Source organism: Pseudomonas soli, assembly GCF_900110655.1.
Lineage (GTDB): Bacteria > Pseudomonadota > Gammaproteobacteria > Pseudomonadales > Pseudomonadaceae > Aquipseudomonas > Aquipseudomonas soli.
The window spans coordinates 125716-139905 of the sequence record NZ_FOEQ01000010.1 but is presented as its reverse complement, the minus strand read 5'-3'; the positions used below and the strand labels follow the sequence as shown (position 1 = coordinate 139905).

7 protein-coding genes are annotated in these 14190 nt (G+C 62.7%); 2 read left to right on the top strand and 5 right to left on the bottom strand.

The window, feature by feature from the left end; translation table 11 throughout:
• Positions 1 to 114: 114 nt before the first annotated feature.
• The 4 genes from BMY03_RS20255 to BMY03_RS20240 all read right to left on the bottom strand — a co-directional run bounded on the left by BMY03_RS20255 (position 115) and on the right by BMY03_RS20240 (position 11329).
• Positions 115 to 4566 carry an NEL-type E3 ubiquitin ligase domain-containing protein gene (locus BMY03_RS20255; RefSeq protein ID WP_094012089.1) on the bottom strand — a complete coding sequence of 1484 codons (4452 nt, stop codon included), beginning with the start codon at positions 4564 to 4566 and terminating at the stop codon, positions 115 to 117.
• Positions 4567 to 4818: 252 nt separating this feature from the next.
• On the bottom strand, positions 4819 to 9285 hold the full coding sequence (locus tag BMY03_RS20250; protein ID WP_094012088.1) for an NEL-type E3 ubiquitin ligase domain-containing protein: 4467 nt from the start codon (positions 9283 to 9285) through the stop codon (positions 4819 to 4821).
• Positions 9286 to 9351: 66 nt separating this feature from the next.
• The gene (locus tag BMY03_RS20245; RefSeq protein ID WP_094012087.1) at positions 9352 to 10374 is read right to left on the bottom strand and encodes an AraC family transcriptional regulator; all 1023 of its coding nucleotides are present in this window, start codon (positions 10372 to 10374) and stop codon (positions 9352 to 9354) included.
• Positions 10375 to 10471: 97 nt separating this feature from the next.
• Positions 10472 to 11329, bottom strand: a complete 858-nt coding sequence (locus tag BMY03_RS20240; protein ID WP_094012086.1) for a LysR substrate-binding domain-containing protein — start codon at positions 11327 to 11329, stop codon at positions 10472 to 10474.
• 112 nt (positions 11330 to 11441) lie between these two features.
• Here BMY03_RS20240 and BMY03_RS20235 point away from each other — a divergent pair, with 112 nt between their 5' ends.
• Both BMY03_RS20235 and phnX read left to right on the top strand, forming a co-directional pair.
• A complete protein-coding gene (locus tag BMY03_RS20235; RefSeq protein WP_094012085.1) occupies positions 11442 to 12548 on the top strand; it encodes a 2-aminoethylphosphonate--pyruvate transaminase in 1107 nt (368 codons plus the stop codon).
• Positions 12549 to 12582: 34 nt separating this feature from the next.
• Entirely contained in the window at positions 12583 to 13410 is an 828-nt protein-coding gene (gene phnX / locus BMY03_RS20230) for a phosphonoacetaldehyde hydrolase (RefSeq protein ID WP_023629447.1), read from the top strand.
• Positions 13411 to 13480: 70 nt separating this feature from the next.
• Here the strand turns inward: phnX and BMY03_RS20225 are convergent, their stop codons facing one another.
• Positions 13481 to 14041: an NADPH-dependent FMN reductase gene (locus BMY03_RS20225; protein WP_023629446.1), complete on the bottom strand. Its 561-nt coding sequence runs from the start codon at positions 14039 to 14041 to the stop codon at positions 13481 to 13483.
• Between the last annotated feature and the right edge of the window lie 149 nt (positions 14042 to 14190).

Here is a 14190-nt window from a genome sequence, read left to right as displayed (position 1 = left end):
CCTGGTTTGTTTTTTTTGGAGTTAACCATCGGTCCGACGATGTTCGCGCCGCTCGTCATCAGCGGCAATGGCCAAAGCTGTCAATCTGGATGACCGGTTTGGCCGCTGACGGGCTCACCCCAGGCCCCGCTCCCATCCTCGTATGAACTGCAAGCTCAGCTCGACCCTCAAGGCTTGGGTCTCCTCTGCCCGCTGCTCATCCAGCACCCCCTGCTCATCCTGGAACTGCGCGGTATCGAGCGTCCCACGGCGTGCCTGCAAAACCTGCTGGCGCTCGTTAACCCGTTGCTCCAAAGCCTCGAAGGCTGGGCGATAACGCCGTGAGAGAAAGCCTTGCCAGAATGGTCGCTGGCTCAGGTAGCTTGCCAATGCCCCCGGCGTTTCCAGGGCGCGCACCGTTCGCCGCGCCGCGAGCAGTTGATCTGCGCTCACACGATTGAGATCGGTGATACGCAGGGCGTGCGGCTGGCCCGGCAAGCGCAGCCATTGACGCAGGCCAACCCGATACCCCAGGCGAATGCCAAGGGCATCATGGACCTCGCGCTGAAGGCTGCGCCGCGCTGTATCCTGCCGGGCAATGCGCTGCACCTGTTCCAGGCGGAACAAGCTACGCCCCAGCGCATACAGCTCGGCGCCGGAGGTGGCGACCTGCGCCTGAGCAACCTGGTTGCGCAGGCGGCTCACCCACATCTGGCTGAAGCAGTCCATCACTGCGTTGTCGTTTACCGGCCGCTGCGCTGCGAGACGATACACCGTCGCCTGCAAGTCAGCGTCGGTGTCGATGGCCATCAGCAAGAGCCAGGCGTTTTCCAGGAGCTCTGCGCGAGGCCAGGCATAATCGGCAAGGGGTATCAGCCGTTGCAACAGGCCGATCAGCTCACCCCCTTCGGCTGTTGCCTGCAGGCGCTGCCAGCGCCGGTCTCGTGCCGGCTGGGCCGCCGCATCGCCGTCGACCCACCAGGCCCGGACGAGCACCGGATCGTCCACTGGGGAGCTCAATAGCTCATTTTCCTCGACGATGGCATCCAACGCCTGCAATCGCAAAAGGTCCAGGGAGCTCAAACGGTTGCCGTCTACCAACAAGGAGCGGCGAAACTCGTACGGCATCGCCAATACCTCGCCCGGCACGCCAACCAGTTGGTTGCTCCTCAAGTCCACCTGCTCAAGGAAGCCACAAAGCCCGATATCTCTCGGCCACTGCTCGAGGCGACAGTTTTGCAGGCGCAGTTGTACGAGATGCGGTAGCCGGCTAAAACTCATGGTCGTTTCCCCGAGGGGATTGTGGCTGAGATCGAGGTGGGTCAGCCGGCCCAGGCTCTGCAACCGTGTGAGGGAGGCTAAATCCGGACGTATGTCATTGTGGCGCAAGTGCAATTCCCGCAGCGCGCTGAGGTAACCGATACCCTCTGGAAGGCGCAACAACCGATTGTTGTTCATGTTCAATACCCGCAGTGCAATCAGCCCCTGCATGAACTGCGCAGGCACGTGAGTGATCGCGGTTTCATTGATGGCCAGCACTGTCAGGTGAGCGAACTCCAACGTGGCTGGGAGCTCGGGAAGACTGCTGATACGCGGGCCCAGAAGGTGCAGGCGCTGGCCAATCACTGCGCCTTGAGCATCCCGCACCAGCTCACCTTGCGCTCTCCAGGCTCGGCGCAAGTCAGCGGCAACGCGCATGCGCGATCGGCGCACGGCGTCGCTCAACGCCGCCGAAACCCAGCGATTGAGCGCCTGGTCCAAAGCCTCATGGTCATCCTGGAGGTCGGCCAGTATTTGGTACGCAGTGCCCCTGCCCCGGAGCAGGCGTTCTATTTCGGCATCCAGCTGAGCATCCTGCAAGCCGAGGAAATACCGTTGCAGGCCGCGCCGTAGCACCTCCCGCGCACTCCCTCGCCCCGGTTCGCGGCCGCTGAGCAGATACCCCACACGGCCATCCTCCAGCCGCCTGCCGGGGTTGAACCAGCGTGGTTGTGCTGGCCAGCCCAGCAAACGCGAAATACCGTCACCCGTTGCAGGCACTTGACCGACGATCTGAGCACGCAGTTGCACTGCCCGGTCGCCACTGTCCACACCCAACTCGGCTAATTGCCGGGCGGTGAGCGTCTCGCATATGACAGAAAAGATATCTGCTGACCTGTCATGCGCCAGCGCCAATGGTCGACCATCGCTGCCGTAAACCAGGAAACGTCCCTGGCTGCGCACCATCACCTTGCAGGCCACCGCATCATCAGCGGCGACGATGCTGCCAATCAGACGCCCGTTCACCGTCCCCTCACGCAACTCCAGGCTCACCGAGATGGGATCACCCTGAGCCAGTAACGCCATCACCAACGCACCGGTTTCATCACTGTAGGCGCAGGTCAGGTACAGGCCTTCCAGCGCACGGCTCAGGCGCACCACACGCAGCAACGCAGCGGCTCGGCTGGCAAGTTCCAGGTGCAGCCTGCCAGTGGCAAGCGATTGGCTGCGCTGTGTCGCATCTGCCTCTGCCGCCAACTCACGGGCATAAGCCACCGGCAGGCCAGGAAAGTCCCGCACGAGCACGCGTACCAGCTCATCGTCGCTGGCAGGCCACGCTGTCAGGTGCTCCAGCAAGGGGCCACGCAGGGCATGTTCATGGGCAAGCACGTTGCTCATTCCGCTACCGACCTGCTCTTGCGCTTCGCACCAGCGGAGCAAGGGAATATCCCCTTGCGGCAGTTGGCCGCTGCGAACGTGGGCAAAGAACCGGTCAACGCGCGAATCCTGCTCGAAACGCCGCAGGGTCTCCCTGAGGTTCACCGGCACGACACGGTTCTCGACCAGGATACCGCGCAGTTCATCCTGGTCGACGCCTGCCACCTGCAGGATCTGCCGGGCCCTGGCCGAGTCAATGGCAGGATGTTGCGGCCAGAGGGTATCAAGCATGCGGGCGCTGTCCTGCCAGTCCAGTGGTTGCTCGCACATCAGTTGCCAGCAGCGCTCACCGTTATGCAGCACTATCGGGCCATAGGCATCAGCACGCAGAGGGTGACGCAGACGATAAAAGCCATTTGGCTCCTGCCGGTGCACCTCGAAGTAACGCGTCCCTGAGCGCATCCAGCATTGCGTGCCTTGACGATACAGGCCATCCGCGCCCAGGCTCGCGCCTTCTGGGCGGGACTGGTAGGGATCGAGGTCCCCAGACCATAGGCGCTGTCCCCTCGCGCCGAGGCTCACCGGTTGCAGGGTATCGAGCAGGCCACCTTGCAACAGTGCAACCCCTGCCACCACGGCGCTGCCCACCGCCACCGTTTCAAGCACATTGAACAGGTGCTCCAAGGCTTCATGCTGGTGCCCTTCGCTCAAGTCGGCAACGCCTTCATAGATGTCGGACAGCGTCTGGACCAACAATTGCCCCAGCAAGATCGCGCCGACCACCGGGATGAATAACCCGGCCAGATTGACCAGGCTCATGCCGGCCGACGTCCACTGTTCAAAGCGCTCGCGTGCGGCCTGGGCATCGGCTTGCGCCGTTGGCACGAGCAACAGGCGTGCATCATCTTTCACCCGTAGCACCTGCTCTGCGGCCATCCTGGCAAACACGCTCCCTTGAACAGTCCTCGCCTGCACCCGCAGGTCGGGAACCTGATCCTGCAGCCGCAGTTCAAGCGTACGCAGGAAACCTGCCCTGTGCCGCAAGCTGATCAACTGGCTGAAATGCTGCCGGTAAGCCGGCGCTTGCAGCAACATGGCAAGGGCCTGCTCCAGCACGGCCGCGTCGCGAAAATAGCGCAGGGCCTTCACCGGATCTGTCGGCAGATAAAGCACGATCCCCTGAGACTGACCGTGCTGATCTTTCAATTCGATCAGCATGCCGTCAGCAACAGGCTGCTCCAGCACCTGCAACAAACCTGGGTAAGCCCTCAGCCCGATGTGCAGCAGACCTATTTCCTCATCGAGTACCCCACGCAAGGCGCTTTCGCCGAAAGCGTCTATTTCGCCTTGCAACACAGCGATCTTGGTGGCAAGCCGCAAACCTGAACGTTTGTGATCGGCCAGCAGCTCCTCGGTCGCGGGCGAAAAAACCTGCGCCAGCAAGTCCTGATAGCGGCTACCTGCATCCAGCTCCCGACAGCCTGCGACCAGTTCGCCGGACTCGCCCGAAAGGACAGCGTCCGTGCCTGCAAGCACCAGGCCTGTACCTTTGTAATAAGTGCTGTGCGCCGGGAAGTTGCTCATCAGTTGCTGCAGCCCGTTACGCCGGCTCTCGCTATAGCCGTAACTGGGTAACGCCTGGCCTGCAAGCGTGTCGAAGCGGGGCGTCACGACCCGCCATTCAAGTTCGGCAAAGGTCGTACCTTCGGGCAGTGGTTGCCTGAGCAACCCGCTGAAGTGCCGTTCGGCGAACACCTGCAGCGATTGCAATTGGGCAGTAACAGCCCGCAGCCGCGCCTGGCTTGCCCGATGTTCCTTGAAGCGCGCCCGTAGATCTCTGATCTGGGCCAGCGAAGCCCGGCTCAGCCAGTCGGGTAGCCTGGCGCGTATGAAGTCATGCGTAGCACTGGTGATTTTCTGTTCAGTCGTACGTTCCGCGGTTGTGGTCATGGAGTCTCCTTGGTTGACGGTAGCGACCCGTCAATGCTCCCCGACCGCCGACGCTAAACGCAGAAGGAACTGCACCTCTTTTTGCTTCACGGCACGCGAACGGCGCCGAGCTGCCCCATCATGCGACGGGGCGAGGAGCGCCAGTCACCCTGCGCTCCTGACGCAGGGTGTAAAACGCCCCCTCGCCACGCGTCCCAGGTTACCGCCCACGGTATCGCGGCACGCCTTCATAAGCAGCGTCGATATCCGCGCTCATGTCACTCCCATTGCTTCCTGGGTCAGCCGCAACACGAGCGCCTCGATCGCGGCCCTGCGCTCGGCCGTCAGCCTGTCGACCTCGACCAGATAAGCGCCTTCGCCACCAGCGGCGAGTCCGCTCAATGCTTCCAGACGTTCCGAGAATGGTTCCTCAACTGCGCTGAATGTCGCCGGCTGCTCGCGTTGCAGATACTCTCGCCAAAAATCGCGCTGGGTCACGAAACGCACCAATTGGTCACTGCCTTCCGCTTCACGTACCGCAGCAGCGGCCACGGCCAATTGCTGCTGGCTGACATCTGCAATGGTGCTGAACTGCATCGTCCTTGGCTGGCCTGGAAGCTCCAGTTCGACAGCCAAACCAGTCCGGTAGGCCAGGCTGACCTCGATTTCGTCGACAGTCTGCCCTTGCGCCACGCGAGCCTGCACATCCTCCCGGGCCAAACGCTCAACCTGTTCAAGACGGAACAACTGCCTGGCTACGCGCAAGCGAGTCAGCCGTGCGGCCACAGGCTCATCCTGTTGAAGCGCCTGGCGCAGGTACAATCGTACCTCCAGGGCACTGAAACAGGCCGCCACACTATCGGCACAGGTTCGCGAGTCAGCAGCCAGGTTGAACAGTTCTTCACGTAACACCGTATCGCTGTGCATCGCCTCCAGCATGGTCCAGACCCGCCGCCCCAGATCAGCAGGAATGAGTTGATAATCACGGGTGCTGGTCAGCTCCTTCAGCAACCCGAAAAACTCGTCGCTGCCCCCCTCGCCCTGAAGGCCATCCCAATGTGCTTCGCTGATACCACGCCGCGGCGCCTCGACCAACGCCAACCATCGCTCACGTGCTGTGGCCACCGCCGGCAGTTGCGCGTCCACGGCGGCCCCCACTGCGCCCGCAGCCAGCATGCGCTGCCTGACAGCATTGGATAACGGATTGCCGGACAACCTGACGGCCATTCGCAAAGCCTCGGGGGCTTCGAGCAGCATCTCGGGTAGTGCGCCAATATGGTTATCACGCAAGTCGACAAGCTCCAGCAAACGGCAACGGTGCAGTTGCGCAGGCACCGTCTGCAAATTCGCGCCTCGCATGTGCAGTTCGCGCAAGCGGCCCAGCGCATCCAACTGCAGAGCAATTGCTCCCAAGGGGTTGTGGTTCAGATCGAGGATGCGCAAGCGTGTGAGATTGCCAAGGGCGGCAACCCCCGCTGCGGTCATGCGGATCTGGTTGCCAGCCAGCCGGAGGTTGGTCAGATGAGACAGATGCATCAATTCGGCAGGCACCTCGGTCAGGCGATTGTCACTCAGGTTCAACCAGCGCAGCTGAGAAAAACAGCGCAAGAAGGTGGCGGGAACATGTTCCAACGCCAGGTCACTGAGTACCAGTTCAGCCACGTGGGCGAAGTCGGTGTCGACCGGGAGCTCGGGAAGACTGCGTAAAGGTACGCCTGTCAGGCTCAGGCGCATGCCCTGAGATGCTCCGTGCTGGTCGACGATATGCTCGCCGATCAGGCGCCAGCTGCGTCGCAGCTCGTCTGCGACCAACAGGCGGGCAGACTGGCTGGCAGTGGTGCGCGTGCCTTCCACCCAACGCGTCAATGCTTCACTGAACCTGTGATACTGCTGTTCCTGCCGCAACAGATTGCCCAACGCCGATCCCGGCTGCTCCAGCAAGATGCCCAGAAACGTTTGCACTTCCTGGTCATTGAAGCCTGGATACAGGCTTCGAATGCGTGCACGCATCAGCTGCTGGCCGGCATTGCCCCCTGCGCCCCTGCCGCTGAGCAAGTAGCCAACGCGGCCATCGGGCAGGCGCCGAATGGGGTTTTGAGGCGCGCCAACGTCACGGGCACCCAACAATTCAAGCAAGGCCTCACGCCCTTGCGGCAGCCAGCGCTGCAGCGTCAGGCGCATTTGAGTCAACGCCTCGTCGCCATGCCAACCGAGGCGTCGTCGGTCCGCGACTGGCAGGCAGGCCAGCAACGCTTCGTCTAGCTCAAGTGGCCCTGGCGCCCTCGCTTGCGACTCGGTGCCGGTCACGTCATACAGGCGGTAGCGACCGTTGTGCCGGACCATCACCACATTCACGCCAGCCTGTTCCGGTTCAGGCAAACACGCCAGCCGGCGACCGTCAGTTGAGCCCTCGCGCAGTTCCACTTTTGTTGCAGCCGGCCAACCGGCGTGCTCGCGCAAGAGGCAGAAGACCAACTCATCCAGACCTGGGTGATGGCTGCCAGCCAGGTACAGCCCTTCACGCATGCGGGTCAGCCTGGCCACCTGCAGCAGCTGGCGCGCATGCTGTGCCACCGCCAACGGCAGCCGCGCCTGAGTGCGCAGGGCGACACGTTGCCCAGCCGTGATGTGTTGTAGAACATGCAATGCATACGCATCAGGCAAACCCGGGAAATCGCGCTGGATAAGCCAGCCAAGGGAGTCTGACTTCAGATAGCGACCAGCCAGGTAATCGAGCAACCGGGGCCGCAGGCTGGCGGCACGCTCGGCAACCTGCTCCACCTGTTCATCTCGCGACAGGGTTTGCAGCCCCAGATCGTCCAGGCACCATTGCCACAACTCACTGTCAGACCTGCCGAGATGGGCAAAGAATCGCTCTATCCGATCATCTGCGCTAAAGCGCTCCAAGGTGTCGCGTAACGCCACTGGCAACGGGCGCTTCTCCACCAGCAAGCCGCGTAAATGCTCCTGGCTCACGTCCGCCACCTTGAGCACCTGGGCGACTCGCTCGCTCCCTAACGCCGAGGAGGCTGGCCAGAGGCGTTGCAGCAGCATCTGGGCCCCCTGCCACTCAAGCGGCCGCTCGCTAAACAATTGCCAGGAAACTTCATTGTTACGCTCCAGAGAAGGACCAAACGCGGTCTCATCCGTGGGGTCCTGCAAGCGCCAGGGGCCATGCTCACCCAGGGCACGCACCCGCCAGTACTTACCACCGTGGAGCCACCAATGCCGCACGCCATCGGTGTGCAAACCATTGTCCAGTTCGTAAAGCGTCGCGCTCGGCCGCTCGCCCTGATAACGCGACAGGTCATTTGACCAAAGCCGTTGACGGCCCGCGACGTTGTTGATGGGCTCCAGCCCATCGACGAAGGTGCTCCGGACAAAGCCACGCGCCACCAGCGCTCCCCCCGCGGCCACCGCGGCAGTTACCGCCAGGTTCTCGGCAACCCCTAGCAGATGCTCGAGGGCTTCATGCTGATGGCCCAAGGTCCAGTGCCTGACTCCTTCGTAAACTTCCGACAGTGTGTGCGTCACCATGTCCGCCAACAGCAACGCGCCAATCGCCGGCACGAACAACCCGGCCAGGTTGAGCAGGGCCAACCCTGCCGACGCCAGAGATTGCTCACGTTCCAGCGCTTGCCTGGAGTCCGCATCAGCTGTCGGCACAGCCAGGAAGCGCGCATCTTCGCGTATCCGCTCCAACTGCTGTAAAGCCAGGCCCTCGAACTGCCCCTGCGGCAGGTTGGCGAACGTCGGCTCAAGATCAGGGTCCTCATCGGCCAGCCGCTTAGCCAGCGTGGTGAGAAATCCGGCCCGCTCGCGCAGCGAGATCCGTTGTACAAGCGCCGCACACCGAGCAGGATCCTTGAACATTTCAACCAGCTGGAAGTTGATCACACGCCAGGAAACCAGATGTCGGAGGGCAGCGTGGGCATCGTCCGACAGCACCAGCAGCACGCTGCCTGCATGCCGCTGGTCGTCGCTACCGAGCTCCACAACCAGCGCCGCATGCAAAGTGCAACCCAATACTTGCAACGGGCCACACCGCACTGTCCGGCCGTTCTGAAGCGTGCCTGCCCGCCCCGCCACCACATCGCGCACAATCTGGGCTTCGGCTGGCGGCAAAAGGCCCCGGGTGGCGGCTATCTCGAGCTGCAGGGCAAGGGCTTGGCGAAGGCTGTTGGCCAGGGATTGCTGGAATGCAGGAGTGAACAACTGGGCCAGATGCTCCTGGTAACGTGCGCCCACATCAGTCCTGCGGCAGACACTGACAATCTGTGCAGCGTCACCGAGGGCAATCCGTTCCGGCACGTCGGTGCCCGGAATTGGCGGATAAACCAGTGCCGTTTCCATGTAGAAAGATTCACCTTTTGCAAAATTCTGCATCAACCTCTGCAAAGCGGGCACCTTCACGAAGTACGACTCATCCGTGGGGAGTTTTCCCGTTTCCACCTTGAACCTGCGACGCTGCTCCCGCCAGTTCGCGCTGTCGAGGTCCAAGAGCACAGATTGCTCCTGGTAGAACGCCTCCGCCAGCAAGCGCCGGGCAAACGTATCCACGGGTTCCAACCGCCTGAATACAGCCGACACTTCAGCCTGGCTTCTGAGGTGGGCCTTATAGGCATCGCGCAACGCCATCACTTGGGCGGCACTGGCCCGCCTCAACCAGTCCGGCAATACCTCACTGAGAAAGTCATCAGTCGGGTGTTCGAGCTTTGGGTGCAGTGGCGCCTGTTGCATGAGGGTCGATCCTGTGGCTGGAAACCCTCAACGCTGAAGTATCTGCCCGCTCCACTGCAGACGGAATCAATTGCCAGCGTGGCGCGCCTGGATCACAGCGCGGTACTGCCCCGGGTTGCACCCGAACCACTTGCGAAAGGCCTTGTAGAACGAGCTGGCATCGGCAAACCCCAAACGTTCGGCGATCTCGCCCATCGCCGGTTCCGCGCCCACCAGCCAGGTAGTGGCGAGCTCACGCCGCACACTGTCCTTCAGCCTTTGGTAGGTCTGCCCCTCTTCGGCAAGACGCCTGCGCAGGGTCGAAGCAGACAGGCACAGGCTTTGCGCCAGGCTATCCAACGCCGGCCACTGCGCGGGGGCCTGGCGCAGCAGGTCGGTGCGAATACGCCGTGCCAAGCTGGTCGGGTCGCGATAACGCACCAGGATATTACCCGGTGCTTGAGCGAGAAAGCGCTGCAACTCCTGCTCGCTGCGCCGCAACGGTAGGCCGAGACAATCTGCTGGGATGATCATGCGTGTCCGCGGACGGTCGAACTGCAGGTTCTCGGAGAACATGACCCGGTAATCATCACAAAACGGCGGTTCGGCGCAGCGCAATTCGATGCCCAGGATAGGGATGCGCCGCCCGGCCAGCCAGCAGGCCACGCCGTGCACGATCATCCAGAAGGTGAAATAGGTGAAGGCTCGACGCGGCTCGGCGCGCGGTTCATCAATGACCAGTTGCGCCAACCCCTGTTGCCGCACCAGGCACGGCTGCAGATCTTCGAGCATCAGTGCAAGAAACTTCAGCGCCATCTCGAGACCGTCGCCCAGAGTTTGCTGCGCCATGCTCGCACGGCACATGAACGCCAGGCTGCCGGTACGCAGCCCGCGAGCATCCATGGCGAAAAACTCGTCGTCGCAACGGCGGGCCAGCAAGCGCCAGAGGCGCGCATAGGATTGCGCGGCAACACGCGCCTCGGGCAGGTACAGGGCGCCAGCATCGATACCGGCACGTGCCAGCAAAGCAGCATCCGCTTCGTCGCCACGGCAGGTCTGCAACAGGGCCTCGCGCACCAGTTGCATGGAAATCGTGTCTTTCGTGCTCATCGGTTGATCCGGGGCGATCCAACGGCCATCTTAGGCCGCTGGACCGAAAATGCCAGCCTCAGGCCCTCGCACCAGGTACGACCAGCGCAACACACGATCATGCCGCCAGCCCTAGGAAAGCCTGGATCAGGCGCAATTCGCGGCGCCGCTCAAGGCAGCCGATCATGTGCCGGTTGAGCAGCCCCTCGCCAGCCAGGGGCCTGGCCACTACCCGCGGATCATGAGCCAACTCCACCGACGATACGATACCGATGCCCAACCGTGCCGCCACCGCTTCGGTCACGGCCTCCCGACTGTCGAGCTCCAGCAGCACACGCGGCTGCACCTGCACCAGGGCGCAGGCCTGGTCGAAGGTGCGGCGGGTAATCGAATTCGGTTCACGCAGCACCATAATCTGTCGGTCCAGCGCGTCGATGGCCAAGTCGTCTGCGGCCCCAGCCAAAGGATGGTCAACCGGCAGCAAGGCACACAGGCGCGAGTCTCCCAGGCTTTGCAGGTAGAGCCCCTTGCGCGGCTCAACCTCGGTCAGTAGCGCCACGTCGGCGTGCTCGGACAACAACGCGGCCAGGGTTTCCTGAGCATTGCCCAAACGCAGGTTGACGGTAATGCCTGGGAAGCGGGCACGCAGCTGGGCCAGCATTGGCATCACCCGGTGCGGCCCGTCAGCGGCCACCTCCAAGCGCCCGGTGAGCAGTTGGCGATTGGCTTCGAGCATGGCCTGCGCCTCTTCAGCCATGCCGAACATGGCACGGGTGATCGCGGCCAGGCGGGTACCCTCCTCGGTCAGTTCCACCCGCCGCGCAGTACGCCGCAGCAAGGTGATCTGGTAGTGCTCCTCCAGCGCCTTGACGTGCCCCGTCACCGCCGGCTGGCTGATGAACAGACGCGCAGCGGCACGGGTGAAACTGCCTTCACGGGCGACAGCATCGAAGGCACGTAGCTGGAACATGTTCATTAGTATCGGCCTTAGTTATAGCTCGGATAACAACAAACAATTTGATTGATGAAAGCCCGAATTGCAACCTAAGCCCCGTAGTTCCAGACCACCGCTTGTGAGGAATAACGGAATGAGCAACGCCCCGATCCTGCTGACCCCCGGCCCCCTGACGACCTCGTCCCGCACCCGCCAAGCCATGCTGGTGGACTGGGGCTCCTGGGACCGCGACTTCAACCAGCTGACCGCCAGTGTGTGCGAGCAACTGCTGGCAATCATCAATGGCAGCGCCAGCCACCACTGCGTGCCCCTCCAAGGCAGCGGGACCTTCGCCGTGGAAGCGGCCATCGGCACCCTGGTCCCGCGTGACGGCAAAGTGCTGGTCCTGATCAACGGTGCCTATGGCCAGCGCCTGGCGAAGATCTGCAAAGTGCTGGGCCGTCCCTACAGCACCTTCGAAACCGCCGAAGACCAACCAACCACCGCCGCCGATGTCGACCAGCTGCTGGCCGCCGACCCTGCCGTCACCCACGTGGCACTGATTCACTGCGAGACCAGCACCGGCATTCTCAACCCACTGGCTGAGATTGCCCAGGTTGTCCAGCGCCACGGCAAGCGCCTGATCATCGATGCCATGAGTTCGTTCGGCGCGCTGCCGATCGACGCCAGCCAGGTGCCTTTCGAAGCGCTGATCGCCGCCTCGGGCAAGTGCCTGGAAGGCGTGCCTGGCATGGGCTTCGTCTTTGCCGAGAAAGCCGCCCTGGCCGCTGCCGAGGGCAACGCCCATTCGCTGGCCATGGACCTGCACGACCAGCACGTTTACATGGCCAAGACCGGCCAGTGGCGCTTCACCCCACCGACCCATGTGGTAGCCGCCCTGCACGAAGCCCTGCAGCAGTACAACGAGGAAGGTGGCCTGCCAGCGCGCCACCAGCGTTACGCCGACAACTGCAAGACCCTGCTCGACGGTATGGCCGCCATAGGCCTGCGCAGCTTCCTGCCGGCCGGAATCCAGGCGCCGATCATCGTCACCTTCCACGCGCCGAACGATGCCCGCTACCAGTTCAAGGCATTCTACGAACGGGTCAAGGCCAAGGGCTTCATCCTCTATCCGGGCAAATTGACCCAGGTCGAGACCTTCCGCGTCGGCTGCATCGGCGTGGTCGGCGCCGATGGCATGCAGGCCGCCGTCAATGCCGTGGCCGAGGTGCTGCGGGAAATGGAAGTGCTGGACATCTGACACTTTGCCCATCGATCTCAAGGAAAACGCGCACATGAACTACAGCAATCCCACCCAGCTGCAAGCCGCCATCCTCGACTGGGCCGGTACCGTGGTCGACTTCGGCTCCTTCGCCCCTACGCAGATTTTCGTCGAGGCCTTCGCCGAATTCGACGTGCAAGTGTCCATCGAGGAAGCCCGAGGCCCCATGGGCATGGGCAAGTGGGACCATATCCGCACCCTGTGCGATGTGCCCGAGATCGCCGAGCGCTACCGCAAGGCGTTCGGCCGCACACCGACCGATGATGACGTGACCGCCATCTACGAACGCTTCATGCCGCTGCAGATCGAGAAGATCGCTGTGCACTCGGCGCTGATCCCGGGTGCGCTGGACACCCTCACTGGCCTGCGCAAGGGCGGCCTGAAGATCGGTTCCTGCTCGGGCTACCCGAAAGTGGTGATGGACAAGGTGGTCGAGCTGGCCGCGCAGAACGGCTACGTGGCCGACCATGTGGTGGCCACCGACGAGACCCCGAACGGCCGCCCCTGGCCAGCTCAGGCCCTGGCCAACGTGATCGCGCTGGGGATCGACGATGTGGCGGCCTGTGTGAAAGTCGACGACACCGTGCCGGGTATCCTCGAAGGCCGCCGCGCCGGAATGTGGACTGTCGCGCTGGTGTGCTCGGGCAATGCCCTGGGTCTGACCTGGGAAGGTTACCAGGCCTTGAGCGCGGAAAAGCTGGAGAGCGAGCGCAAGCGTATTCACGCGATGTTTGCAGGGTCGCGCCCGCACTACCTGATCGACACCATCAACGAGCTGCCCGAGGTGATCGCCGATATCAACCGGCGGTTGGCCAAGGGGGAGATGCCGCAGGCTTGCTGATCGTCCGCGTGATGGCCATCGCCGGCAAGCCGGCTCCCACAGGAGCCGGCTTGCCGGCGATGAGGCATCTTCAGACCGCCCGGTTCAGCTTCACCCACGAGGCAAACTTGTCGATGAACCCCTGCAGGAACGGCCGAGTCTTGTCACTCAACTTGCCACTGTCATCGAACAACGTTGCAGCACCGCCGATGTAGGCCTCGGGCATTTGCATGCACGGCATGTCGAGGAACACCAGCGACTGACGCACGGCATGATTGGCACCAAACCCGCCGATCGCCCCGGGCGACACACTGGCCACCGCCGCCGGTTTGCCACCCCATACGCTCTGCCCGTAAGGCCGCGATCCGACGTCGATGGCGTTCTTCAACCCGCCCGGCACCGAACGGTTGTACTCCGGGGTGACGAACAACACCGCGTCACTGCGACGGATCTCGTCGCGAAAATGCTTCCACGCCTCGGGAGCGCCCTCGGCCTCGACGTCCTCGTTGTACAACGGCAAATCGCCGATCTCGACGATCCTCAGGGCAAGGCTGGACGGCGCCAGCTCAGAGAGCGCGCGGGCCACCTTGCGGTTGAAGGAGTCCTTGCGCAAGCTGCCGACGACAACCGCTACCGAATAAACCTGGCTCATGGCGTTTTGCAACCTCTGCTCTGGGAATGGGACCAGTTAGTTATAGATGACCGTTCCTCGGCTTCACGGTTTTTTTCCATTCGGCTGAAAACTTCCCAAGCATTTCACTGGTCTATGCCTACAGACATTTCCTACACGATTCAGAGGTT